This window comes from Lactococcus sp. FSL W8-0209 (genome assembly GCF_038006585.1).
In the GTDB taxonomy this organism is placed as follows: Bacteria; Bacillota; Bacilli; order Lactobacillales; family Streptococcaceae; genus Lactococcus; species Lactococcus lactis.
Genome location: NZ_JBBOVN010000001.1, coordinates 1,164,506 through 1,189,940, shown reverse-complemented (window position 1 = coordinate 1,189,940; position 25,435 = coordinate 1,164,506). Strand labels below are relative to the sequence as shown.

The 25,435-nt window shown below is 33.9% G+C and carries 25 protein-coding genes, 1 pseudogene and 1 riboswitch; of the genes and pseudogenes, 1 reads left to right on the top strand and 25 read right to left on the bottom strand.

Annotated features, from left to right (window positions below; genetic code table 11):
- Positions 1 to 34 precede the first annotated feature (34 nt).
- The 23 genes and pseudogenes from MKX45_RS05930 to MKX45_RS05820 all read right to left on the bottom strand — a co-directional run.
- Entirely contained in the window at positions 35 to 682 is a 648-nt protein-coding gene (locus MKX45_RS05930) for an HAD family hydrolase (protein WP_003131420.1), read from the bottom strand.
- 53 nt (positions 683 to 735) lie between these two features.
- The gene (locus MKX45_RS05925) at positions 736 to 1,827 is read right to left on the bottom strand and encodes a hypothetical protein (protein ID WP_057720850.1); all 1,092 of its coding nucleotides are present in this window, start codon (positions 1,825 to 1,827) and stop codon (positions 736 to 738) included.
- A 78-nt stretch (positions 1,828 to 1,905) separates the two neighbouring features.
- The gene (locus MKX45_RS05920) at positions 1,906 to 2,805 is read right to left on the bottom strand and encodes a DMT family transporter (protein WP_171052489.1); all 900 of its coding nucleotides are present in this window, start codon (positions 2,803 to 2,805) and stop codon (positions 1,906 to 1,908) included.
- 330 nt (positions 2,806 to 3,135) lie between these two features.
- Positions 3,136 to 4,413: a 2-hydroxycarboxylate transporter family protein gene (locus tag MKX45_RS05915; protein WP_340816905.1), complete on the bottom strand. Its 1,278-nt coding sequence runs from the start codon at positions 4,411 to 4,413 to the stop codon at positions 3,136 to 3,138.
- Between the two features lie 14 nt (positions 4,414 to 4,427).
- Positions 4,428 to 6,050, bottom strand: coding sequence for a malolactic enzyme (locus tag MKX45_RS05910; protein WP_021722333.1), 1,623 nt, complete (start codon positions 6,048 to 6,050; stop codon positions 4,428 to 4,430).
- Positions 6,051 to 6,466: 416 nt separating this feature from the next.
- Positions 6,467 to 8,008: a ribosomal protection-like ABC-F family protein gene (gene abc-f, locus MKX45_RS05905; protein WP_128267926.1), complete on the bottom strand. Its 1,542-nt coding sequence runs from the start codon at positions 8,006 to 8,008 to the stop codon at positions 6,467 to 6,469.
- 85 nt (positions 8,009 to 8,093) lie between these two features.
- A complete protein-coding gene (locus MKX45_RS05900; protein WP_003131412.1) occupies positions 8,094 to 8,255 on the bottom strand; it encodes a hypothetical protein in 162 nt (53 codons plus the stop codon).
- A gap of 273 nt (positions 8,256 to 8,528) precedes the next feature.
- Positions 8,529 to 9,290, bottom strand: a complete 762-nt coding sequence (locus MKX45_RS05895; RefSeq protein WP_012897548.1) for a (S)-acetoin forming diacetyl reductase — start codon at positions 9,288 to 9,290, stop codon at positions 8,529 to 8,531.
- Between the two features lie 25 nt (positions 9,291 to 9,315).
- Positions 9,316 to 10,296, bottom strand: a complete 981-nt coding sequence (locus MKX45_RS05890; protein WP_340816904.1) for a 2,3-butanediol dehydrogenase — start codon at positions 10,294 to 10,296, stop codon at positions 9,316 to 9,318.
- Positions 10,297 to 10,610: 314 nt separating this feature from the next.
- The gene (locus MKX45_RS05885; RefSeq protein ID WP_015426198.1) at positions 10,611 to 11,855 is read right to left on the bottom strand and encodes an FtsW/RodA/SpoVE family cell cycle protein; all 1,245 of its coding nucleotides are present in this window, start codon (positions 11,853 to 11,855) and stop codon (positions 10,611 to 10,613) included.
- Positions 11,856 to 12,076: 221 nt separating this feature from the next.
- On the bottom strand, positions 12,077 to 12,682 hold the full coding sequence (locus tag MKX45_RS05880; protein WP_012897545.1) for a TVP38/TMEM64 family protein: 606 nt from the start codon (positions 12,680 to 12,682) through the stop codon (positions 12,077 to 12,079).
- On the bottom strand, positions 12,679 to 13,110 hold the full coding sequence (locus tag MKX45_RS05875; protein ID WP_015426196.1) for a CvfD/Ygs/GSP13 family RNA-binding post-transcriptional regulator: 432 nt from the start codon (positions 13,108 to 13,110) through the stop codon (positions 12,679 to 12,681). Before MKX45_RS05875 ends, MKX45_RS05880 begins: the two co-directional genes overlap by 4 nt.
- A 1-nt stretch (position 13,111) precedes the next feature.
- Entirely contained in the window at positions 13,112 to 13,702 is a 591-nt protein-coding gene (locus MKX45_RS05870; RefSeq protein ID WP_139008867.1) for a peptidylprolyl isomerase, read from the bottom strand.
- 102 nt (positions 13,703 to 13,804) lie between these two features.
- Entirely contained in the window at positions 13,805 to 14,611 is an 807-nt protein-coding gene (locus tag MKX45_RS05865; protein ID WP_057720854.1) for a Cof-type HAD-IIB family hydrolase, read from the bottom strand.
- 70 nt (positions 14,612 to 14,681) lie between these two features.
- The gene (locus MKX45_RS05860; protein ID WP_003131402.1) at positions 14,682 to 15,311 is read right to left on the bottom strand and encodes a LuxR C-terminal-related transcriptional regulator; all 630 of its coding nucleotides are present in this window, start codon (positions 15,309 to 15,311) and stop codon (positions 14,682 to 14,684) included.
- 27 nt (positions 15,312 to 15,338) lie between these two features.
- Positions 15,339 to 16,337, bottom strand: a complete 999-nt coding sequence (locus tag MKX45_RS05855) for a sensor histidine kinase (protein ID WP_015426194.1) — start codon at positions 16,335 to 16,337, stop codon at positions 15,339 to 15,341.
- On the bottom strand, positions 16,334 to 16,963 hold the full coding sequence (gene liaF / locus MKX45_RS05850) for a cell wall-active antibiotics response protein LiaF (protein ID WP_012897539.1): 630 nt from the start codon (positions 16,961 to 16,963) through the stop codon (positions 16,334 to 16,336). The genes MKX45_RS05855 and liaF overlap by 4 nt, the downstream gene beginning before the upstream one ends.
- A gap of 165 nt (positions 16,964 to 17,128) precedes the next feature.
- Positions 17,129 to 17,398, bottom strand: a complete 270-nt coding sequence (rpsN, locus tag MKX45_RS05845; protein ID WP_057720855.1) for a 30S ribosomal protein S14 — start codon at positions 17,396 to 17,398, stop codon at positions 17,129 to 17,131.
- Positions 17,399 to 17,495: 97 nt separating this feature from the next.
- Complete coding sequence (locus MKX45_RS05840) at positions 17,496 to 18,794, bottom strand: LCP family protein (protein WP_340816903.1); 1,299 nt, start codon at positions 18,792 to 18,794, stop codon at positions 17,496 to 17,498.
- Positions 18,795 to 18,824: 30 nt separating this feature from the next.
- The gene (locus MKX45_RS05835) at positions 18,825 to 20,024 is read right to left on the bottom strand and encodes an FtsW/RodA/SpoVE family cell cycle protein (protein WP_015426190.1); all 1,200 of its coding nucleotides are present in this window, start codon (positions 20,022 to 20,024) and stop codon (positions 18,825 to 18,827) included.
- A gap of 380 nt (positions 20,025 to 20,404) precedes the next feature.
- Positions 20,405 to 20,566: riboswitch (M-box (ykoK) riboswitch) on the bottom strand.
- Between the two features lie 303 nt (positions 20,567 to 20,869).
- Positions 20,870 to 21,202: a metal-sulfur cluster assembly factor gene (locus tag MKX45_RS05830; RefSeq protein ID WP_003131392.1), complete on the bottom strand. Its 333-nt coding sequence runs from the start codon at positions 21,200 to 21,202 to the stop codon at positions 20,870 to 20,872.
- A 185-nt stretch (positions 21,203 to 21,387) separates the two neighbouring features.
- Entirely contained in the window at positions 21,388 to 23,130 is a 1,743-nt protein-coding gene (locus tag MKX45_RS05825; protein ID WP_340817267.1) for a YhgE/Pip domain-containing protein, read from the bottom strand.
- 87 nt (positions 23,131 to 23,217) lie between these two features.
- Positions 23,218 to 23,484, bottom strand: a pseudogene (locus MKX45_RS05820) (YhgE/Pip family protein); the annotation flags it as partial.
- 337 nt (positions 23,485 to 23,821) lie between these two features.
- On the opposite strand from MKX45_RS05820, the gene MKX45_RS05815 reads away from it, so the two are divergent.
- Positions 23,822 to 24,355 carry a TetR/AcrR family transcriptional regulator gene (locus MKX45_RS05815; RefSeq protein WP_003131387.1) on the top strand — a complete coding sequence of 178 codons (534 nt, stop codon included), beginning with the start codon at positions 23,822 to 23,824 and terminating at the stop codon, positions 24,353 to 24,355.
- 70 nt (positions 24,356 to 24,425) lie between these two features.
- On the opposite strand, the gene MKX45_RS05810 is transcribed toward MKX45_RS05815, so the two are convergent.
- The gene (locus tag MKX45_RS05810; protein ID WP_340816902.1) at positions 24,426 to 24,773 is read right to left on the bottom strand and encodes an HU family DNA-binding protein; all 348 of its coding nucleotides are present in this window, start codon (positions 24,771 to 24,773) and stop codon (positions 24,426 to 24,428) included.
- A gap of 121 nt (positions 24,774 to 24,894) precedes the next feature.
- The gene (locus MKX45_RS05805) at positions 24,895 to 25,320 is read right to left on the bottom strand and encodes a universal stress protein (RefSeq protein ID WP_015426174.1); all 426 of its coding nucleotides are present in this window, start codon (positions 25,318 to 25,320) and stop codon (positions 24,895 to 24,897) included.
- Positions 25,321 to 25,435 lie beyond the last annotated feature (115 nt).

The following is a 25,435-nucleotide window of genomic DNA, read 5'->3' as shown; positions in this document are numbered from 1 at the left end:
AAAATCTGCTTATCATTAATTCATTTTTTTAAGATTACAAAATAATCTCTGTCAGCTGATGAATAATGTGAGTTGGCTTGCTATTAAGCGAACCATCACTTACAGTGTTAATCGCTTGTCCTGACAGAGTTGAATCTGTTGAGCTATCAAAATAAATTGTTGATATCCCAGCAGCATTTCCTGCTTCAATATCTAAAGGACGATCGCCAATCATCACTGTCTTCTTTGGATTGAGTTTATATTTATTTAACAAATAGTTAATTGATTCTGGTGCTGGTTTTCGTTTGAAGCCATTATCAGACGTGACAACCTCTGTAAAATATGAATCAATTTCAGCTGCTGACAGAATTGTCAGAACTTGATGATTGCGATGTGAAATCATAAAATTCTTATTTCCTTTTACTGATAGGTCTGTCAGTACTTTTTTAGCACCGGAAAAGAGAATTGGTTTTTCTAATTCCTCTGCTTCTAGCTTTTTGTATTCTTCCAAAAAGCCTGGCAAATCACTGGCATATTTTTCAACAGCGTAAGCCGTTGAAACTTTTAGCGCATCATATACATCAGTGCGCAAAACAACACGCTCTGCCATTGACCAAAGCGTTGCAGCAAATGCATGACTAGAACTTTCATAATTGTCCAATAAAGTTCCGCCTAAATCCCAGATATAATTTTCGTAGTCCATGTTAATATTATAACACACTTTGGTAGCTAACATTTTGTCAGAAATGGATATTTTTAGTTTGCTTTCAAAATTTTAACTGGAAATTTTTTACCTTTAAATTGATTCTGAGTTAGTTCCATCTGTGCTGTTAAATAATTCTTTAAAAGTGGTTTTTTTATACTCGTTAATGTAATTTTTTGAAGTTGATTTTTCTTAACATATCTACTGAAATCAAAGGTTTGTTTCCACCAAGTTGGATGACTTGCAGCTACAATTGCAAAATTTTCTCCCGTTAATAATTGATGATCATAATATTTTCTCTCAATATCATTGAAATAATCCTCTGAATAGTAACTAAGCTCTCTCATAGCTCTGTCAGTAACAATACTCGCTTCTTGTTTTTTTTCAAAAGTTGAAGTTTCAAAGGCAAATTGTACATTATTTGTTTTTGAATCTACAACATAATAAACTTGATTATCCACTAAACTGTAAGTTTCTTTAATTTTATCTTTGAATATTAAACCTCCCAGAGCAATAATAAAAAATACAGTATAAAGTAGAATCCTTTTCCAAGGATTTAATTTTCTTGCTCTAGTGGCCTCATCAATTTTTTCAAAAGGATTTTCTGTAAATAAATCCCTTTGTTCAAAACCGCTCTGTTTTAACCACACTTCTTCACAAATAATAGAAAGTTCATTAATATCCATAGATATGATAGAGCCCTGTATCGACAATACAATTTTTAAATTGTGACCTGGTTCAAAATAATTTTGGTAAAACTTTAGCCGTTTATACCAAATTTTCTTTTCAATATAGACAGGATTAAATGAAGTTTGTTCACAAATATATAATACACCTGAACGAACATACATTCCTCGGATGTCTCTCCACTCAATCTTAACTTCACGAAATAATAGCCGTAATTGAATTCCTTCTTCGTTGATGATGACCAACTTTCGTCGAGAATGATTGATGAGAAATATCAAAAAATATATAAGTAATAGTCCAATTAATAAACTTAAAATAATATGGCGCAAACTTTCAGAATTAATAGATTCCTGAATAAAAAAATTCTCGAAAAAAGACAAAAATATAAAAATTGACCAAAGAAATGCTAACTTCCAAACGTCCGTTTTAAGTTCCAATGGTAAATAATACTCTTCCATAAAATTCTCTCCTAATAAAAATATTATATCAGAATTTTCTAATAAAACAGTTTAAAAAAAGAAACCCCTAGGTTTCTTTTAAGCTTGTTCTGATTTCGATAGAAGAATAACAGACACGATGACCATAACAATCCCTAGTAATTCGAGTGGGGTTAACTTCAAGCCAAATAATGGAATACTTAAAAAAACAGAAGTCAATGGTTCAGTAGCTGTTGCAACAGAAACAACAAGCGGTGAAATCAATTGAAAGGCTCTTAAAAGCAACAAAAAAGCCAGTGCTGTTCCAACAATAGAAATTGTTAAAACATAAAAAATTGACAAGGGTTCAATTCGAAAATCAATACGCCAAACTGGATAGAAGATATTACAGGCAATCCCCGCAAGCATCATTCCCCACCCGGTCATATTGAGTGCGCCATATTTATCTAATAATGGCCGAGGGATGATTGAGTAAATAACAACAGCTACACCAGCGAGAAGTCCTGTTACAAGGGCTAGGGGACTGATTGATAAATGTTTGATATTTCCGTCCGTAATCAACAAAAAAACACCTACCATTGCTAAAATGACGAATAAGACCGATTTGGGTTTTGGTACTTGACGTTGAAAAATGAGTAAATAAAGCATAATAAAAACGGGTGCTGTATATTGTAAAATTGTCGCTGTAGCACTATTTGAAAGTTGAATAGCCACATAATAAAAATATTGAACAGAAAATACCCCACCAAAAACATACAAAAAGAGGGTTGGCATATTCTTTTTTGATTTCCAGACATCAAAAAAACGCTTGTGGTCTCGCGAAAAAGACATGGCCAATAAAATAATACCAGCAATCGTTAAACGTGTTGATGTAATCCAAAGCGGGCTACCATGATAATCACGGAAAAAAAGCTGACCAAAAATGCCAGAAATTCCCCACATACAACCGGCAACTACTGCATAAAGTGTGCCTTTAAAAATTTGTTTTTTTACATTCATTTTTATATTATACCATACATCAAGAGGGTTCATTAGGGTTCAGTCATCATTATGTTTTTATATATTACGTTCTCGATTATTAGTGAGTTTAAGACATAATGGAGTTAAAAGAATAGCTTAATATTTTATCAAACAAGGAGTGTGTATCTTAAAGATTAGCAGAAAATTTGTTAAATCTTTACATTATTTTACTATCAATATGGCTCCAAAATTTTATATTTACTTGAACCACTTCAGGCGAGAGGCGATATAGTCCCAACTATTTTATTTTCTTAATCAGTTAATTTTGTTAAAAAAAAACATTTTATATAAAATGTTTTTTTGGTTATTTTAATAAAAGAATCGGATAAGAATTCCACCGAAGATAAGGACAATTGCACCACAGAGTCTATTAGCCATCTGTGCAAAAGCAATCATTTCCATTCTATCTGATGCAGACAAGACAGCAATGTTACCTGTTCCACCCATAGAATTATTGATCATCCCTGCACCAATGGCAGTTTCGACTGGATAAAGGCCAAAGAGGCGAGCCAAGAACCAACTAGCAAGTCCCATTACAACAACACTTGTCAAGCAAAGTACAACAAATTGCCATGTAAATGCTGAAGCAAGAGTATTCAAGTCAATCAAAGCAAGACCAATACCTGCCAAAACAGCATGAGTAAGGTTTGTCATAATCACTTGGTTAAACATTACAACAGAATCTTCTAAATCTTTAGGAACAGTATTTGTTGCTTTCAAGATAAATACAATAATAATCATAAATGCATATTGATGAATATTAGGGAAGAATTTGTTCAAGATGTCACCAGCCATCAAAAGAGCAAAGGCAAAGAGCATTCCTGTTCCGATTTGTTGAGCATCTAATTTTATTTTAGGTTTAGCCAACTCTTCTTTAGTTGCTGCAACAAGAGTCCCATGTCCATTATATTTAGATTTATTGAATACTTTAGCAATAGATAAGGCACCAATAATCGCAAGAATATTACCAAAAGTAACTGCTGGTGCAAGTTGAGAGAAGATAGCTGCTTGGTTTCCATGAGCCAATCCGGCTGCATAGATTTGAGAGAGTGGAGTAATACCGGCTCCCATACCACCTGACATCATTGGCATAGAAACATACATTACAGAATCAGCAAATCCATTACCAATAAGCATTCCTACGAGACCTACTGAGAAGAAACCAATAACCATAGTAATTAAAGCAATCGGAATAAATTTCTTGGAAGCTTTAACCAAAAGATTTCTGTTCATTCCTAAAATAGATCCACAGATAAGTGCAGCTATATAAAAATCAAGAAATCCAAATTTCCCTCCCATAAAATTGGAAACTGCTCCAATAACATTTGAAGGAACAATGTGGAAGAAAGATAATAGAGTAGCACCAATTAAAGTGAAAACAGATCCCCCACCTAAGTATGAATTCATAATAGGGAGTTTTTCTCCTATGAAGTATAATAGGTGACCTAATGTTACAAGTAGGAGAGTTAACCCTACCATATCAAGTGGAAGTTTTCCTAAAAGTGTTACAACTATGATGACAGCTACGAAAAAGGCATATAAGGGAAGACTAATTCCCGATATTTTCGTTTCTTTAAGTTTTTTCATTTAAGATATTCCCCTTAGTACTCTGGATACCATTTAAGATCACGAACTGCTTTAGCCATATCAGTTTCTTTAGATTCAGTAAGACCTTGTTCTTGAGCTTTCTTAGCAACTGCTTCTGCAACTTTAATTGATACATCAGCAACAAATTCAAATGGAGGAAGAACAGGAGCACCTGGTTTACCTGGATCTACTAAACCACTCAATGAATGTGCAGCTGCACCGATCATTTCATCTGTCAAAAGTTTTGCTTCAGATGCCAACATTCCTAAGCCCAAACCTGGGTAGATAAGTGAGTTGTTTGCTTGACCAATTTGATAATCAACACCTTTGTAGTTGATTGTTCCTGAAGGAACACCAGTAGCGACAAAAGCTTTTCCATCAGACCACTCAATAACTTGTTCAGCTGTAGCTTCCATTTTTTTAGTTGGATTTGAGATAGGGAAGATTACTGGGCGTTCTGTATTAGCACACATTGCTTCAACAACTTCTTTTGTAAAAGCACCTGGATTAGTTGAAGTTCCTACTAAAATAGTTGGTTTTACTGTCTTAACAACGTTAAGAAGGTCAGTCATATCTCCAGCATCTTTATAATCAGCACGTTTTTTAGCAAATGGTTTTTGAGCTGGTGTAAGGTCTTCCATATCATCAAAAAGTAAACCTTGTTGATCAATCATGAAGAAATGTTTGTAAGCTTCTTCTTCAGAAAGACCTTCACTAACCATTTCAGCATGAACACGACCAGCAATCCCTGCACCGGCTGAACCACCACCATAGCAAAGGTATACTTGATCAGTTAATTTTTCACCTGTAATGTCAAGTGATCCGAAAATACCACCTAAAACAACAATACCAGTTCCTTGAATGTCATCATTAAATGTTGGGATTTTTGTTTTGTAGTTATTTAAAATTGTTGCAGCATTTGAACGTCCGAAATCTTCCCAGTGAAGGTACAATTTAGGGAAAATTGATTCTGCAGTTTCTACAAATTGATCGACGAAACTGTAGTATTGGTCACCGTAAATACGTTCTTGATGGTTTCCTAGATACAAATGATCTTCTAAAAGTTCTTTTCTATTTGTTCCTGCATCTATAACAACTGGAAGTACAGACGCTGGATCAATACCTGCTGCGGCTGTATAAATCATTAATTTACCAACTGAGATATCAACACCTTGAGTTCCCCAGTCTCCGATACCAAGGATTCCTTCAGCATCAGTTACAACAATAAGACGAATTTCTCTGTCACCTGCTGCATTTTTCAATGTTTCAGTAATGTTTTCAGGGTGGTTAATATCAAGATAAGCAGCATATTGTGGATCTACGAACAAATGACTGTAGTTTTCAATTGTATCAGCAATTGTTGGATCATAAACAACTGGATTAAATTCTACAATATGTTTGTTAAATAAGTAGTAAAACAAAGTACGGTTTGTATTAAAAATTTCCATCAAGAAATGACGTTTTTCTAAATCAGATGGTTTTGTCAAATATTGTTCGTAAGTTTGTTCAGCTTGTTCTTCAATTGTTTGAACAGTTGGTGGAAGAAGACCAATCAACCCCAATTCTTGACGTTCTTTCATAGTAAAAGCTGTTCCTTTATTTAAAAAAGGATTGTTTAAAATTTCATGTGCACGCATCGTACAACCTCCATAAAAATTATAATTAATGTTATTACTTTATTACTATAAACTTCTTTTATCGTTATAGTCAAATCCCTTGGTGTTGATAAATTTTATTTATAACACATAAATAATGTCAATGTTTATCTAAAAGGCTTGATATAAAAATAGATGATATTAATCAAAGAAATAATAGTAATAATTAGCTTATAACTATTAAACGATGAACTGTTCTTCTCCTATTACTATTCCTAATTTATCGGGCTTTCAAACAATTTAAGATTAAGATTTTTTGTCAATGGTGGTTGTGTATCTAAAGTATCCATTTTTTTAAATAAAAACAAAATTGTGCGCTTTGCTTTATTCATATTTTCTATTATATGAAAGTATTCTAAAAAAGTAGAGTAAAATCACTCTACTTTTATTTTTTAAATTTATGTATCTTTTAGGTTAATAATTTGATTAGAAATTTTTTCAACAAATGCTTGATCATGTTCGACCAGAAGCATTGTTGGATGATAAGTTTCTAGAAGTTGAATTATTTGTTCACGATTAAACACGTCAAGATAATTAAGCGGCTCATCCCAGAGATAAAGCTCTGCTTCTTGTGATAAACTACGAGCTAATTCAACCTTTTTTTGTTGTCCTTGACTCATCGTTTCTATCTTTTGACTAAATTGCTTGCGCTCCATCCCCAGTTTTCTGAGATTAGCTAAAAATAATTCATAATCTAATTGATATTCGGTAGCAAAGTCTTTCAGGTAACCACGATTATCATAAATCTGACGAACAAATGATAGCCTTATCCCTTGAGGAAATTGAACAAATCCACTGTGCTCACCAGAAAATTCCCCAGATAAATATTTAATAATACTTGATTTCCCTTGACCATTTGGTCCGACAATTGCTGCAATCTCTCCCACTTTCAAAGAAAAATCAATCGGCTGGAAAAGTAATTTTTCGGTAAATCCAAGAGAAAAATTTTCAAACTGAATCAGTCTTTTATGATGTGAAGGTTGAAAATTAATGACAAGAGGTTCAGTTTTTTCGATATTTTTGAGTAATTTCTCTTTATTCTCAACTTCCTGTCCCATTCGTTTTTCAATTGATTTTGCTCGTTGATTCTGTTTTTTGGCAACTTTTTTATCCACAAAGGTTGCTCCGGCAACATTTTCTCGTTGATTGGACCAATCTCTTTTTTCTAACGAAGTCTTTTTCAGTCTTGAAATATCTTTACGTAATTTTTCATCTTCAGCAAGTTCAAAGTCATCACGCAACTGTTTCTCTCGTTCATAGGTTGAGAAATTTCCCTGATAGAGAACTATTTGCTGACGTTCAATTGCCAAGGTGTGGTCACAGACTTCGTCAAGAAAATTTCGGTCATGTGATACAACAATAAATCCTGATTTCTTTTGAAGATAGTCAGCAACTATTTTTCTGCTTTCCATATCCAAATGATTTGTTGGTTCATCAATTAGTGGAAAATTGTCCTCATCTAAAAATAAAATTGCCAAGAGACACTTGGTTTGTTCCCCACCTGATAAACTTCCAAAAGGACGCCAAAGAATTTCTAAATCAACTTTCATTAAAGATAATTCACGTTCTAATTTCCATTGTTCAAATTCGGCTAATTCATTTAGCACATAATAAGTTAATTGTGAATTTCTGTCAGTAATTTTTACTGACAGACTTTCTACAGAATATTTATCAGCAGTATTTTGTTTTTTAGATTTATCTTTATCATTAAAATCTTCTTCTGTCAGTAATTGGGGAAAGTAAACAAAGTTTTTGTCAGTAATTATAGAGCTGTCAGCGGTTATTTTTCCTTGTAGTAAGTTTAAAAGGGTTGATTTTCCACGGCCATTTCGCCCTACTAATCCTAATTTCCAACGGTCATCAATATTTATTTGGGCATGATTGAAAATCAGATTATCCCCGTAGCCAAAGGTCAAGTCTTTAAATTCAATATTTGACATTTAATTCTCCTCTCATTTGTGAGAATTAAGAAATCTAATTTGAGTAGAAAAACTCAGAGTGAGTTCCTCTGAATGTTCATAAATCTCAAATTCCCGCTTTTCTTGGAGCATTAATTTTTGCTCCGTGTTGATTTTGCTTGGTTGCTTTTACTGCTGTCATCCCATTAGTATTTTTCCCAGCAAATTGCGGTTTATTCTTCTTAATTTGTTCTAGTTTAGCTTGCATTTCTTTTTGTTTTTGATTCATTATTTTCTCCTTAAATTAAAAAACTCTTTTCACAACTTAGGTGAAAAGAGCTTTAAAAGATACAAATTCTGACAAATTGCCCAATCTGTAAACATAATAAAAGTCTATTCTCTCTAAGTTATGAAGACAACAAAAACACTCGATTTTTACGAATATTTTTAAAGTTCAAAACTTAGATTTTCAATAGACCTTACCTCGTTCATTTATTTAAGACAATTATAGCACAAAATAAAATGAACCGTCAAGATAAAAACTTGACAGTTCATTTTTAGATTAATGGAATTGCATTCCTCCATCAACAATAATTGTTTGACCAGTAATATAGTTTGAATCAGGGCCAGCTAAGAATGAAACAACATTTGCCACATCTTCAGGCTCAGATAAACGTTTCATGGCAATATCTTTTGCGAAAGTTTGCATTCCCCATTCATCATCTTTACCAGCATTTTTACCAACTTGATGCGCAATATCAAACATCATTGGTGTTTTTACAATCCCTGGTGCATAAGCATTAACTGTGATTCCTTCTTCTGCTAAATCACGAGCAGCAATTTGAGTCATCCCACGAACAGCAAATTTTGAAGAAGAATAGAGCATTAGATTTGGATTTCCAACAACTCCAGCTTGTGAGGTTGCGTTGATAATTTTACCTCCATGACCTAATTTTCTAAAAAGTGCTGTTGCTGTTTGTGTCCCCCACAAAACTCCACCAACATTAATATTATAGACCTGATGAAATTGTTCAGGTGTAATTGTTTCAATTGGTGTTGTTGGGGCAATTCCGGCATTATTAACTACAACATTTAAATCACCAAATTTGTCGACAACAGCATTCAAAGCTGAAATAACTTGTTCACGGTCGGAAACATCAGCTTTAACCGCAAATGAGTTTTCTCCAAGCTCTTTTGCTGCTTTTTGAGCTGTTTCTTCGTTGTAATCAATAATAGCTACTTTAAAACCATCATTATAGAGACGTTTTGCGATTGCAAAACCGATTCCTTGACCTGCTCCAGTAACTGCTGCAATTTTAGACATCTTATTTCTCCTTTATTTATTTATTTTATAGACCTTTACCAGTGGGTGAAACTAAAATTTTAACAGCTGTTTCATTATGATGAATCAGCGTATCAAATCCTTTATCAATCAAATCATCCAAACCGATTTTAGCTGTGATGAATTGGTCCAATTTTATTTTACCTGTTGATACTAAATCAATTGTTTTTGGATGAGTGTTATTATAAGCAATCGTTCCTAAAAGGTTAGCTTCTTTGATTACTAATTTTGCCATATCAACACTAGCAGGCTTGCCCCAAATTGCAACAATGACAACTGTTCCACCCATACGAATCGCATCTAGACAAGCGTCAAAGCCCGGTTGGACAGAGGTACATTCAAAGGCTGCGTCCACTCCTTTTTCATTAATTTCATGAACTTTAGCTTGAATGTCATCTTCAATTGGATTGAAGAAATAATCAGCAACTTGTGCTTCTTGTGCTTTTTTGCGGCGAAGTCCACTAGGTTCACTGATGATAACAGTATGTCCTTGCGCTTTTGCAACGGCAGCAGTTAATAGTCCAATTGGTCCAGCACCAACAACTAATACCGTACTCTTTTCACTTAAATTTGCCCGTTCAACAGCGTGATAGCCAACTGATAGTGGCTCAATTAGAGCGGCTTCATCCAAAGGTAAGTTATCAGGAATTTTGTGAACCCAACGTTCATCAACAGAAATTTTTTCAGCCAAACCTCCGCCATTTCCACCCAAACCAATAAAGTTTGAACCTTCTGAGAGGTTATAATGTCCAGTTTCACTTGTATCAGTACCTTCGGGAACGATATAAGGTTCGACAACGACATGGTCACCTACTTTAAGTCCGCTTACTCCTTCACCTATAAAATTTACAACCCCAGACATTTCATGTCCAAGAGTGACTGGTGGTACTTCTCCAGTAATTGGATTAGGATGTTCTGCTGACGGACAAAAAATTGGGCCATCTAAAAATTCATGAAGATCTGTTCCACAAATTCCACACCAAGCCACATCAATGCCAACTTAGCCAGCTTTTATTATTGGTTCATTAATTTCATCAACGCGGATATCCTCGCGGTCGTAAAAACGTGCTGCGCGCATAAAAACGCCTCCTCTATATAGGATGGTTGTCGTTTCAGGCAATCAATTAAATTTAGTATTTGAGATTTCTCTCACAAATTTATTCTATCATTAATTCTAATAATTTACAAAAATTTAAAGCGTTTTCTCCCTTGATATATATAGACTTTTAAATGTTTTATCGTAATAAAAAAGCTACTGAATTTTCTGTCAGTAACTTTTACTTTTTGTATTCTTATTAATTGTTAACGTCTATTTCTTCGACGATTTTTTCGACTATCACCTTTAACTGGGATTTGTCTTTGTTCCTTGACAAATTCTGGTAATTGATTATATTTCATTGATAAAACAAGCCCTAAGCCAATGATATTTGCCATTAAGGCCGATCCTCCTTGAGAAATGAAGGGTAAGGGAATACCTGTTAAAGGAACAACACCAATAGCTGCTCCAATATTTTCAAAGACATGGAAGAGAATCATCATAATAATACCCGTTGAAATATAGGTATAAAACTGATTATTTGATTTGAAAGTTACTCGAATCATTCGATAAATCAGCATAAAGTAAAGGAAAATCAAAAAGGCTGATCCAACAAATCCAAAATCTTCAGCAATGACAGTGAAAATCATATCTGATTCTCGAACGGGAACATTGACATTAGCTACACCAACTCCTTTACCCCAAAGACCACCAACACCAACTGAAATCAATGAGCGTGCTTGTTGAAGACTGAAAGTTTGAGAATATTCAAAAGGATGTAACCATGCGATAAAACGATTGACCTGATACTGAGCAAAACTGGTACTTTCAAGAAATTTTTGTCCCTCTGGTGAAGCAACTAGAGCAACAATTCCTCCAGCTACTGCTGCTACGAAAAGAAAAGCTGGCGCAAGTATTTTCCAAGAAATACCAGCAACTAAAATAATTCCAGCAAAGATAGCTGCAAAGACCAAGAAAGTTCCGAAGTCTTTTTGAAAGACTGATAAAATGGCAACTGGAATTGTTTCAAGTATCAGAAGTCCGATTAAGCGGAAATCATCTTTGAGCACTCGTTTTTTTAGATTATTTTGGAAGGTAACCACAATCCTAGCCGAAAATAAAATATAGGAAAGTTTCATAAACTCCGACGGTTGAAAAAGATTTCGTCCTCCAAAAGCGAGCCAGTTTTTTGCACCTGTTGAAGCATAGGTTGCTTTATCGTAGAAAAAGATCGGTAGAACCATTAATATAAGACCTAATAGGTAAAAAAATGGTGTTAAGTTCCATAAAAACCTTGAATCCATATGCATGACAATTAAAGCAACAAAGAGTCCGACAATAACCCAAGTTCCTTGTTGAACAACTAGATTCGTTGCTTGTGTGGGGTGGTCATGACTTACTGCAACATAAAGTGCGTAAAGACCAATCAATATTAACATAAAGGCTGGTAAAATTAGCCCATAATCAATTCGTGAATCAAATGTAAATCTATTTGCTTTCTTGTTTTTCAAAACTAGCTCCAGTCAGTTTAATCTTGTTTTGGCAATTCATTTGGGGCAATTTGCTATCACTTAGTTCTAACTTTTGCTTCAAATTTACAAAAACAATTTTATTATTGAGGTGACTTCTGTTTAAAATCATAAATCCATTCTATTATACAATTTTTTTGGATGAATTGGGCATTCTTTCTCAAAAATTCCAATAAAAAAACACTGAAAGCACTTTCAGCATTTTATAAAATGTGACCAAGAAGATCTCCTCCAAAAATCAAAAGATAAGAATAGAGGAGAATTGGCAATGGTTTACATAATAAGATACTCCAAGTGAAGAATTTCCAACTCATTTTTGTTTGACTTGCTATTAAAACAAGGGCATCATCTGGGGCAATAGGAGATAAAATGAGGAGCGCGAAAACAATATTAAAGCGTTTTTGCCCCTTATCCAACCAAGCCATGTATTTATTATATGTTTTTTCTTTGACAAAAGTTTTGGCTAATGAAGAACCATATTTTTTACCAAAGTGAAAAAGTAAAAAAGAGCCCGCAACAATTCCAAAGTAATTATAAATAAAACCCCAAACTGGTCCAAAAATCATGACCCCTGCTGCCATTGTAATCCCACCTGGTATGATTGGAACAATGACTTGCAAAATCTGCATACAAAGGAAGATTAATGGTCCTAAAAAACGATGTGCCACAATCAATTGTTGTAAGACCGCTTGATTTTGAAATGCACCAAGGCGCCATAAATAAATGCCACCAACAATTGTCGCAACAAAGCCAAGAATAGTAATTAAATTAAAAACTCGTTTGATATATCTTAATACGTTATCATTCAAAGAAAATCCTCACTTTGGGCATTTTTTTTGGCTTTAAGGTAGGCTTCATTTTCTTCAATCCAACCTGGCAAATAATTAGCAAGGGTTTTAAAGCCAATTTTATCCCGAGAATCAGTAAAATGTTTTTTTCGGTAAATATGGTGAACTTGCGGATTTTTTTCCAGACTGCGAATTGACAGGCTAATTTTGCCATTATATTCGTCAATATCAATAATTTGTGCCATCACTTTGTGGCCAATTTTAGCAATATCATGAATACTTTTGACATAACCAGATTGAATTTCAGAAATATGAATCAATCCTTTTTGTTCAATTTTTTCTTTATTCGATGAATTATCCAGGTAAAATTTTACAAATGCACCATAATCTTGCATTCCAATAATTTCAACCTCAACAATATCACCGATTTTAGGACTTTTCTTTTCCATATTATGGCTCGATAATCTCAACTGATTCAATAACGACATCATCGACTGGTTTATCTTGCGCACCTACATGAACAGCTGCAATTTCATCGAGTACTTTATAGCTTTCTTCATCAACCAATTGACCAAAGACAGTGTGACGGCCATCAAGATGAGGAGTTCCGCCGCCAGTATATGTTTCAGCTACTTCTTCAGGCCACCCTCCTTGGATAAGTGAATCTTTAGGATAAGGCAAGTTTTTATTTTGAACAATGAAAAATTGACTTCCGTTTGTATTAGGTCCAGCATTGGCCATTGACAAAGCTCCCCGAAGATTAAAGAGGTCCATTGAGAACTCATCTTCAAATTTTTCTCCGTAGATTGAAGAACCTCCCATACCAGTTCCTGTTGGGTCTCCTCCTTGAACCATGAAATCTTTGATGATACGGTGGAAAATTACTCCATCATAATACCCCTCTTTGCTAAGTTCAATAAAGTTTTTTACGGTTTTTGGAGCAAGACTATCAAATAATTTTACAGTCATTTTTCCATGATTTGTATTGATAATTGCTGTAGTACCTTTGTAGTTTTCAAGTTCAAGTTGTGGGTAAGTCATATTTTTTAGTTAGTATTTTTATTTCTAAAAATACCTTCCTTTCTTTTTATAAATTAATAAATTTCTGTCAGTAATTTTTACTGACAGTTTTTACTGATAGCTTTAATCAATAATTTTTAAGGCTTGTAAGGCTTTTAGAATTCCATCATTTTCAACAGAATCAGTAATGTAATCCGCTTTTTCTAAAATTTCAGGATGTGAAACCTTCATAGCTACTGACAGACCGGCAAAATCAAAGAGTTCACGGTCATTAAGTCCATCACCAAAGTTCATCATGTTCTCAGCTTTCAGACCAAGTTCTTGTAAAACTTTTTGACAGCCGATTGCTTTAGAACCTTCCATTGGAACAATATCTGAACTGTTTGGATGCCAACGAACCAAACGAATTTTATCGGATAAAGCTTCTGGTAATTCTAATTGGTCATCATGGTCAGAAATTGTCAACATTTGATAAATTTCATTTGTTTTATAATAATTGGGATTTTCTTCCAATTCCGAATAAACTGGACCAATAGCATCACTAGCAACTTTATCCCATTTGGAAATCCGTAAACTGTCGGAACCAACGAAGGTATATCCGCTTTTCTCAGCTTTTAACCAGCTAATGATTTCTTCAACCAACTCCTTAGAAAATGTATTTTTATATAATACCTCTCCTGTTTGTCCATTTTCAACATAGGCACCATTGATTGCTACATAGAAATCTGGTTTTAATGCTCGAACTTCTGGAACAACACCGAAAAGATTTCTTCCCGTTGCAATTCCTGTCATAATCCCTTTTTCACGAAGTTTATGAAAGACTTCAGTGATTGATTCAGGCATAAAAGCTGAATCTTTGACCCTCAAAGTATCATCAATATCAAAAAAAATGATTTTTATTTTTGGGGTTTTTTCTAATATTTTTTCCATCTTTTTTTCACTTTAATTTTATTTGTACAAACTTAATTATATCATATTTCTAACTTGTTTTTCCTCAGGTTTAAACTAAGTGATGTTGAATGGCATAAATTGTTGCTTGAGTTCGGTCTGACACTTCAAGCTTATTAAAAATATTAGAAACATGAGTTTTGACTGTTTTTAAACTGATAAAAAGTTCGTCAGCAATTTCTTGATTAGAAAGTCCCGTCGCAAGTACTTTTAATACTTCTAATTCTCTTTTTGATAAATCATCATATAATTCATGTTTTCGATGTTTTTGTTGAGCAATCTTTTCCTTGACAGCATCGGAAAGGACATCTTCTCCATTGGCAACTTTTCTGATTGCAGATGCGATATCAGCAGCTTGTGATGTTTTAAGAATATAACCTTTAGCTCCAGCAGCTAAAGCCGGAAAAACTTTTTCGTCATCAATAAAGCTCGTTAGAATTAAAATTTTTCGTTCTGGATTTTTGGCTAAAATCTTTTGCGTTGCTCCAATTCCATCAAGTCGATCCATCACTAAATCCATGAGAATAACATCAGGGTCAAGCATTTCAGTTTTTAAAAATCCTGACTCGCCATCAGCAGCTTCACCAACCACTTCGATATCGGGTTGAATATTCATGAAACTTGATAAACCTAGTCGCACCATCTGGTGGTCATCAACAATTAAAAGTTTAATTTTTTCCATTTTGTTCTTTCTAAATACTCATCATTTTTAAAGGCTCGGCTTCGCTTTAGGGATAATGATTTCAACAGTTGTCCCCGCACCTGGTGCCGAGGTTACTTTGGCATCTCCACCAATTAATAAAGCACGCTCTTTGATATTGGCTAAACCGTAACTGGCCGTCTTATCACTAGTAGAAACATCAAAACCGACTCCATCATCAGCAATTTTTAAGAAAATATTTCCAAGTGATTCTCTTAAAGAAACTTCAATGTGTTCGGCTTGCGAATGACGCAAAGTATTCGATAAAATCTCTTGAGCCATTCGAAATAAATTGTCCTCAACATTACTCGTTGCTTCAATGTCAGCCAATTTAACCGTAATATTTGCTGATATTTTCGCTTGAAGTTCGTCTGTCAGTGCTGACAGCCCTTCTGCTAGACTCTTACCATCTAATTCTACTGGTCTAAGATGTAGTAAGAGCGCTCGCATTTCATTTTGTGCAGAATGGAGCACTTTTAAAACCAATTGTGCCTGTGTTTCGATTTGTTCTTTAGTCAAATTTTGTGTGGAACCAGCAACAGAAGATAAAATCATTGTCGCTGCAAAAAGTTCTTGACTGACAGAATCATGAAGTTCCCGTGAAATTCTTTTACGCTCTAATTCAATAATTTCAGCTTTGTCAGCAGATTTTTGCTTAGATAATTCTTGGAGTTCAGCTGACATATTCATAATTTTATCATGAACAGCTTGTAATTCAGGAGATTCAGGTTGTTGATTTTCTTCTAAAAGTTTAATATCATCTTGAAATTTTTGTTGAATAGCCATATTTTCAATATGATTAAAAAGGGTAAAAATCAGCGCAAGTAATCCTGCAACTGATATAAATATCCATAAACCATAGAAATTATCTCGAAGTTCCCTAATAATATTAGCGGTATTTAGTCCCCCTAAAGGTTGACCACTATTCATCATTATAAATAGAAGAAGATACATAATAAGGATGATACTAAAAACTGCTAAAAAGGTTGTGAAAAGTGATTTTTTCATCCTCTAATCACCTCAATATTTCCTGAATCAACACGGATATTGATTTTAATTCGTTTTTCCGCCTGATCTAAATTTTCACTAAAATAACGAACATTTCCCGCATTAATTTGTGCTGCCTCATTGAAAATCTTTACAAGCCCAGCATTTGTTGTTAAATCAAGCGAAACTCCTACGTCCTCAGGAACAATAATTTTTGTATTACCTGTCATTTTTTTAATAGAAAGACTATTTCCAGAAGGTTTAAAAGTAACATCATCAAGATCAATGATATCATTTTGATTTTCATTCATGATTGACTCAGATTCATCTTGAGAAATATCTTCGTAAGAAAAATTTCTTACTCCTCCTTCTCGTGGATTATTTTTCCAAAAAACGATGCAAGCAATCGTAGGGAAGATAATTGCTAACCAGAACCATCCAACTGTGAAGAGAATCATTACCGATATTGCCCAAAAAATGAAACTTATGATACGTAATACACGCGCACGCGAACGAGTCGCCAAGATCGTAAAGAGAATAGCTAAAGCTAGAACTACCCACATACGCGGTGTACTAATCACATGAAAAATCAATCCTAATACAATAAAAATTTCTATAATAAAGATTGCTTTCAATTTTTTATTCATAAATCTATTGTACCAAAAAAAAGCTTACTTTTTCTCGGACTTAAGACTTAAATTTTACTTAAGCAAAATAGAGAAAAAATACTCCATTCATTAAGATGAAGTATTCTTTAAATTACTTAATAAAAAAATTTTTATCATATCCCATAAGATTGTTCAAAAAGATTTCTACCAGCTTGACTTCTTAACTCCTGGAATCTTACCTTCATGCGCCAATTTTCTAAAATTAACTCGTGACATACCAAATTTTCGCATGTAGGCTCTGGGTCTTCCGTCAATTCGATCTCGCATTTTCATTCGATTGGGGTGAGAATCTTTAGGCAGTTTTCTGAGAGCTTCATAATTTTTTTCCTTCTTAAGTTTCTGTCTAAGCTCTTGATATTGAGCAACTAATTTTTGTTGCTTTTTAAATTTAGCAATTTTTGATTTCTTCGCCAAAATATTATCCTTTCATTTATTAATTTAGTTAACCAGTTAAGTATATATCATAAATAAAACAATGTCAACTGGTTAACATTATTTTATTTTCTCTATTTTAATTAGCGACTAAAGCTCCTCCTTGACTTGAAACATAGTCTTGGGCATTCTCCTTATTTATTTTTACTAGACTCCCTTTAGTATCCACTCCATAAGTTTCACTTTTTTCACCTTTGATAGTTACCGTCGCAGAAGGCATATAATATTGGTCAGTTTGACTTCCAAAATAGTTTTCATAAGTAATGACACTTTGATCAAGCTTATCAGTGACAGACTCATCATTTGCTTGTCTCATTATATTTTGAATAGCCAAATCCACATTTTTTGGTATGAATTCATAACTTCCACCATCCACCATTTGACTTACCCCTTGATATTGAATAGAAACTACTTTGTTAAGACAATCTTTATAAGCCATAAGTGCGGTCAAATTAGCAAGATTTATTGAAATGTTCGTTTTAAAATCTGATGAAATATCATTTAAAAATGATTGATATTTAAAAACACTATTAAGACTAAGCATCTTGTTCATTAATTCAGTCATAACTTCTCGTTGATGAGCGGCGCGTCCATAATTCCCATTAGCTAACGTATCTCTATCTCGGGCAAAAACTAAAGCTTGTTCTCCGTTGATGAGCTGCTTAGGATTTCCTGAAAGATAAGGAACATAAGCTTTATATTCAGGTTCTGTATTTGAGATATAAATCGCTCCACTATCTACAATTTTATCTGAACCAGGCAAAGTTATTTTACCTGAATCAGTCCCTTGATAGACATCTGAGCCATTAGTATCATTAACAACTTCTACTCCTCCAACGTCATTCACAAGATTTACTAAACCGTCCATATTAACAATCATAAAATTATTAAGATTAAGCCCTACTTGACTACCAATCGTTTTCATGGCATAAGTGACAGCAGATGATAACCCACCATTATTAAATCCTAAAGGATAAGCAGCATTCATTTTTTGAGTAGATTGAATTTTTCCAGATGCATCTTCAATATTCGTCATCGTATCTCGTTCCACTGAAATAATAGTGGTTGCTTTTGTCCGAGGATTCAATGTTAAAATAATTTGAGAATCTGAATTTCCATTCCATGAATCTGCCCCACCTCGACTATTATCACCAGTATCCACTCCCATAAGCAATATAGTTAGTGGTTTTTTTGCAGATATACTAGAACTTTTTATTTTTGTATTTACATGAGTTTTCGTTAATGTTTTCTCTGCTTGAACATAGATAACCGCACTAACTGCCACGACTAAAATAACAAAAAGGGACATAAAACGAACAAAATATACCTTTTTAGACCTTTTTATTTTTTTCTTTTGTCTAATTTCTTTTCTTTTCATATCAAGAATACTTCTTTCTTTTGTTAAAAATTATAACTTACTTAAACTCTTTAATTTTTCGTCAGCCGAGCTATTCAAAACCAGTCCTACTGCCAAAGTTGAAATTAAAAATGATGATCCACCTTGTGATAAAAAGGGAAAGGTGACACCTGTTTCTGGAACCAAACCAATTGCTCCACCTAAATTGACAAAAACTTGTATCAGCAAAAAAGATGAACAACCAATTGAAATCATTGAATTAAATGGATCTTTTGCCCGCATCCCCACCAAAAGCATTCGGGTAATCATGAAAAAAATGACAGCTAGGATTATAATTCCACCAATGATTCCCAATTCTTCTACTATTACTGAGAATATAAAATCTGTATGAGCTTCAGGCAAAAATCCTTGTTTTTCAATCGAATTCCCCAGTCCTCTTCCAAACCAGCCACCATCTACAATCGCATAATATGAATTAGCAAGTTGATGACCCGAAGAAGCCAAGTCAGTAAAAGGATTAACGAATGCTTTAAATCGAGCATTAATATAAGATCCTGGAATCAAATCGCCTCCACTGATAAAAAGAAAGAGCAAAAAACTAAGACTAATCGTAAGCAACATCTTCCCATAACCTGAAAACCATCGCCAAGAAATTCCACTTGCACCAATCATTATCAAGGCTAAGAGCCCAATAATTGCTGTATTTCCTAAATTAGGCATACTGAGTTCCACTATCATTAGTAAGATAATCGGAAATCGCCATCCCCCTACAACTTTTTTTATGAGATTGTTACCCTTAAAAATTGCTTGAATATCATTTTTCTCAATCTCTTCTTGTCTGTTAGAAAAGATAGAAGCAAGAAACCAAACTGTAAAAAGTTTTGCAAATTCAACCGGCTGAATAGTTCCAATCCCTGGTAAGGGAATCCATCCATGCGCTCCATTCGCTGATGTATTAGGACCCACCCTTGAATAAATCATCAGCAAGATAATAATTAGAAAAATTATTTTTAAAATCTTTTCATTTTTTATAATTCTTAATTTTACTCGATAAGTAATAATTAAAGCCACAAAACTTATAATTATAAAGACTCCTTGAGAAATTGCCAATCGATAAGGAGATAGTCCTCGGTTAATTTGATAGGGGACAGTTGCTGAAAACACCATGAGTAAGCCAACAGCTGAAAGAATCAAATAAGGAATCAAAATAGATAAATCTAAAAAACTATTTTTTGTAATTTTTTTATCCATAAATGAATCCCCCTTCGTTAATTTTCCAAATGAACGACAAGAGTATTTCTAGTTGCAAATCAATGAATAACTTTTTCTTCCTTATTTTTTTATTTTTTATTGTTGTATGAATTAATATTTTTGTCATCGGCTTGTACCTCAATTTCTGATTTATAGTAGATTTTGATTGTACAGCTCCAACTCAGAGAACTAGATTAGATTGAAGTGATAAAAATGCTTGTCCACTTTTATGCTATCTTTCTTCCTATAGCTCTCAGGGTCTGAGCCACTGTTATTCTGTGCTTCCATTTTCACCACCTACTTTTTTATAAAAAAATTGCCTACGTCGGTTGAACGTAGACAAGGTATGATTTCAAAAAGATACACTATCAAGTGAACTAAAGTACCCAGTATCGTTCAAGCTTTAGCTCCGCAGGGCGATGTTGTTGCACTATTTCACGCCTTCTTTTTTCGACGTGAACTGTTGGCCCTCTCATCGTGTCTCCACGACTCTGCGGCAGCAACCCGTATCCCTGTGGTAGCCTCACCTACCGATGGTTAGAAAATCTCTAACCAAAATTGCTTAAATTAAATTTTCAAAATATTTCCTAAGCAAAAAAATTATAACACGACCTATACTTTTAGTCAAATAACAAATGCATTACCTAAATTAAATGTTTTTTTATTGGTTTAAACCTCTTGTTATGACTAAGTTTTTAGAAATTAGAACTAATAAAAAAATATTATTTTTTAAAATAAAATACCAAAGATTAAAATATACAGACAAAAATTATAATTGAACAATGAATTTCGTTAATAAATAAAAACTCCCTAGTCAATGCTGACTAAGGAGTCTTTTATTATATTTATCGAATTCCCAAAGCAATACGGGCATAACGACTCATTTTATCAACTGTCCATGCTGGATACCAAACCAAGTTCACCTTGATTTCACCAACTTCTGGCACTTCTTTCAAAGCATCATGAATTTGTTCAGTCAAAAGGTCCGCCAAAGGGCAACCCATTGTTGTCAATGTCATTTTAATTTCTGTAAATCCGTTATCTTCAAAGCTAATTTCATAAACTAATCCGAGGTTGATAATATCAATCCCAAGCTCTGGGTCAATGACGTTTTCAAGGGCAGAGAGAATTTTGTCCTTGATTTCATTCACTTGCTCTTCTGTGTATTTATCTGCCATTTTATCTCCTTAGGCTGTCATAAAAAGCAAAACTTTAAAAGTTGAACGAATGTGCTTTCTAGGACAAATCCAAATTGTCAAATTCTTTTTACAGCTTTATTTTACCAAATTTATTTTAAAATTTCTAGATAAAAAATTACTGACAGAAAAAATTTATTCATAAAATTTTCTGTCAGTAATTTATTTTATGCAAAACGCGAGAATTTCTTGAAGAAACTCAACATGAAAGTAAAGAGAGCGATAATAACCACAAATAGGATTGCTTCTGGTAAAATTGCTCCATTCAAACCAATGGTTTCGCGTAACATTTTTAAACCATAAGTCATTGGTAACCAAGGACTGATGACTTGATATATTTTAGGCGCAAGTTGTAAGGGGTAAGTTCCTGCACTCGTCGCCAGTTGTAGAACTAAGACTACAATCATAAGGAATTCACCAATCTTACCTAGAGCCGTTAAGAAGAAAGTATTGATTGCCATGTAAGCGAAGCTAATTAAAAGTACTGACAACAACATTTCCCACAAATGATTTGGTCTCAATCCAAGAAGAGCAACTGCTCCCCAGACGATGATTCCTTGTAAAAGTGCTACCAAACCATTTGTACCAATTTTCGCCAACATAAATTCGCGACCAGATTTCCATTTTTCACCTGAGAAACCAATTCCAATCACAACATTTGTCGCAAGGGCACCAATAAAGAGAGCAACATTAATCATGTATGGTGTCATTCCTGCACCATTTTCTGGTACATTGTCATGATCAGTATGTTTAAGTTTCAACGGTGCAGCTACTTTTTTAGCATTTTCATTAGAATTATTAGTTGCTGAGAGAGTATCATCTGCTTTGGTTAACGCTGTTGACAAGTTATTAGCCCCTGTATTTAGCGTTCCCAAACCACTTGTTAAACTTGAACCTCCATTTGCCAATTGTTGTGAACCAGAGGAAATTTGTTGAGCCCCCCCTGCCAATTGATTTGAACCTGAAGTTAAAGTTGAACCATTCGCTTGTAATTGTGACAATCCAGAAACTAATTGCATTGTCCCGCTTTGTAAATCTTTTGATTTACTTGCTAATTGTTGAGCGCCAGCGTTTGCTTGATTAACTCCGTCAGCATATTGGGCAAAACCAGGTGTGACTTGATTTGCTAGGGCACTATTTACGTCAGAAAGCCCTGTTGACAATTGTGAAATTATGGCATTTGCACCAGGAAGAGCAACATTAGAATTTTGGGCAAGTTCTTTGGTTTGATTTTGAATTCCCATCAATTGATTGCCCACATCAGTTAAACTATCCGCAACTGAAGTCATACTTGTTTGAATAGGAGATAAAGTTGACTGAGCAGAGTTTAAAATAGCTGCATTTAGTTCGTTTTGTTGGTCAGTTTTCAAACTATTATAAGCCTTTGTTTGAGCCATCGCTTTGATTTGATTAGGAACAATATCACTTAATATCGTTTGCGTATCTTCTAAACTTTTTTTCACAGAAGCTAAATCATTTTTCACGGAATCTGCTGAACCCGTATCTTTAGCACCATTTTGGATAGCATTATTTAAATCAGTCAGGCCATTTTGAAGCTGGCTAATTTGAGCTTGTTGCTCTGCTGACAAAGCTGTTTTTTGTGTCAACTCTGTTAAACCTGCTGACAGCTCTTTTGATTTATCAGCCAGCGTTTGTGTACCTGCTGCTAATTGTTGCGTTCCACTGACAAATTGGTCAGCACCAGAAGAAAGTTGTTGTCCCCCATTGGCAGCCTGATTCACTCCTGATACATATTTATTTAAGCCTGAATTCAAATTATTTGCGCCGTCAGTAAAAGTTAAACTTGATGAAGATAAAGTATTCAAATTACTACTTAATTCTTTTGAACCATCCAATGCTGAAGAAGTTCCATCAGCCAATTTATTTGAACCGTCAGAAGCTTCTTTCATTCCTGACTTCATATCACCAAGCTTAGCAAAAATTTCTTTGGTGTAAGTTTCTGTGATATTTTTAGAAACCTCTGATTTCAGCTGATTCATCGCACTTTCGCTCATTTTTGATGAAATATAGTTATGACCACGTGTTGTTTGATAATCTAACTGGACCGTTTTGGGTTTCTTATTCATTAAAGTCGTTGCATTTTCTGAAAAGTTTTCTGGAAAAGTGATAACCATGTAATAATCACCTTTTTTTATCCCTTTAGAAGCTTTATCCTCTGAAACAAAATGATAATCTAAATCCTTTGATTTTTTCATTTCGGCAATGACATCATCACCAAGTTTGAATTTTTTACCGTTCAATTCAGACGTCTTGTCTAAATTTACAACTGCTACCGGTAAGTCATTAAGTTTACCATAAGGGTCTTACATAGAACCTAAGAAAATATAGTTATAAATTGCTGGTACAAGTGCCAATGCGATAATAACAATAATAAAAAATTTGTGCTTTAAAATGGCTTGCCATTCTTTTTTTAACATCTTTTCCCCTTTCTTTATGGACAACACGTCCAAAAACTGTTACAATACGTATTATAAACTTTTTAGAAAATTTGACAATTATTATCCATTCAGTTTTGGACACATCTTTAAATTTGTCTAAATAAAGCACTTACATTCTAAAAAGGACGGAGGTCCCCCTATAATGTCCAATGACAGCAGAAAAGATCGTACAAAACTTCAATTACGAGATGCCATGATTCAACTTTTAGGCGAGAAATCTTTTGACCAAATTTCAACGACTGAACTTGTGAAATTAGCTAAAGTTAGTCGTAGTAGTTTTTATACTCATTATCAAGATAAATATGACATGATTGAAGCCTATCAACGTCGACTTTTTGAGACTATTCAATATGTCTTTGAAAAAAATAACGGAAATATTCATGCAACGATGCTTGAAACTTTTGAATTTCTAAAAGGAAATCAAATATATGCCGCTCTTCTTTCGGAAAATGGTAGCAAAGAAATCCACCAGTTTATGTTGCAAAAACTCAAAGAACTTATTCAAAGTTCCTTTTTCCCTCAATCTAAACATCTTAAATTAGGAAAATTAGGGGAAATTTATGCGACAACCTACTATGCTAATGCTATTTTTGGAACTACTCAATCATGGATTCGTCGAAAACAAAAGGAAACACCTACTCAAATTGCTAATCTATTAGTTGAGCTCATAAATTAAAAAAAAACGGTTCTTTTAGAAGAATCGTTTTTTATCATTCTATTTGGAAAATAATAGCCATTAACAGGTGTTAATCATGATGCTGAACTTCCAAAATCATATTGCTCAATGTTTCAATCACCATATCTTCATCAGATAGTTCTTGTTTCGTAGCCAATTTTAAAGCTTTTCCAGCTCTAAATACCGGAATATTTTGTTCGCCTACTAAAATTTTTTCTCTTGAATGAACATCATGACTGACTCTGGCTGCACGTTTAAGAACTTCAAAAGTTCCAAAATTTGAAATATGCACGGGAGTCCCTTCAGAAATATAGTAAGTGATTGCCTCGACAAAGGCATTGATTGCCTTTGCTGCATTCACTTTTGAAAGTTCTGTACGGTCTGCTACATAATCAATTAACTCCTGTTTCGACGCCATTAACTCATTCCTCCTATTCTCTACATTCCCCTATCATCCTTTTCTTCACTAACTCTAGTGAATTCTTTTGTCATCATATAAATCTTCATAAAAAATCCTAGCTTACGCCAAGATTTTTTGGTTATTTTACAACCATAACATTGCAAGGCGCATGATTAACAACATAACTTGTCGTCGAACCGACTAACATCCTGTCTAATAATCCCTTACCATTTGAACCGACTACAATCAAATCCAATTCAAATTGCTTTGCAAAATTAATGATTTCTTTCTTTGGATTTCCTGTAAAGGCATGGACTTCAAACTCAACTTCATCATTAATCAGAGCCTCAACTTCAGCAATAATTTCTTTAGATTCTGTTTCTAAATCATCCAAATTAATTGCCAAAGCATAAGGAGTTCCCCGAAGTCTTGTTTCATCTTTAACATGTAAAACAAATAATGAAGTTTTATTTCTTTTGGCAATGGCGACTGCTTCGTGAATTGCTTCTTTCGATTGGTCAGAGCCATCAACTGCAACTAAAATTTTCTTGTATTCATCTCTCATTGTAAACGCCTCCTTTACTATATTCTATGATAAAATATTTAAGAAGTCCAACTAAACACTCACTATATTTTTAGAAGAAACTTTTATTTTTAAGACTTCTTTTCCAATTTTACTT